Source organism: Lactobacillus delbrueckii subsp. bulgaricus, assembly GCF_046938665.1.
Taxonomy (GTDB): Bacteria; Bacillota; Bacilli; order Lactobacillales; family Lactobacillaceae; genus Lactobacillus; species Lactobacillus delbrueckii_C.
In genome coordinates this window covers 1-288 of sequence record NZ_JBKZCD010000095.1, presented here as the reverse complement: position 1 = coordinate 288, position 288 = coordinate 1, and the positions used below count along the sequence as shown (strand labels likewise).

Annotated in this window: 3 tRNA genes; all 3 read left to right on the top strand. The window is 48.6% G+C overall.

Annotation, left to right across the window (positions count from 1 at the left end):
- Positions 1–3: 3 nt before the first annotated feature.
- Positions 4–74: transfer RNA gene (locus tag ACLUXO_RS10375), tRNA-Trp, on the top strand.
- A gap of 13 nt (positions 75–87) precedes the next feature.
- Positions 88–160 (top strand) — tRNA-His (locus ACLUXO_RS10370).
- A gap of 29 nt (positions 161–189) precedes the next feature.
- Positions 190–260: transfer RNA gene (locus ACLUXO_RS10365), tRNA-Cys, on the top strand.
- The last annotated feature ends 28 nt before the right edge of the window (positions 261–288 follow it).

Below are 288 nucleotides of genomic sequence, written 5' to 3'. Positions count from 1 at the left end.
AATAGGGATATAGTTTAAAGGTAGAACTACGGTCTCCAAAACCGTCGGTGTGGGTTCAATTCCTACTATCCCTGTTAACAGAATATGGCGGTATTGGTGAAGTGGTTAACACACTGGTTTGTGGATCCAGCATTCGTGGGTTCGATTCCCACATACCGCCCTAGCCGAAGGGCAGAAAAGAATAATCGTGGCGGTGTAGCCAAGTGGTAAGGCAGAGGTCTGCAAAACCTTAATCGTCGGTTCGACTCCGATCCCCGCCTTAGGCTTAGCGGCCAAGTAGAATAGCAT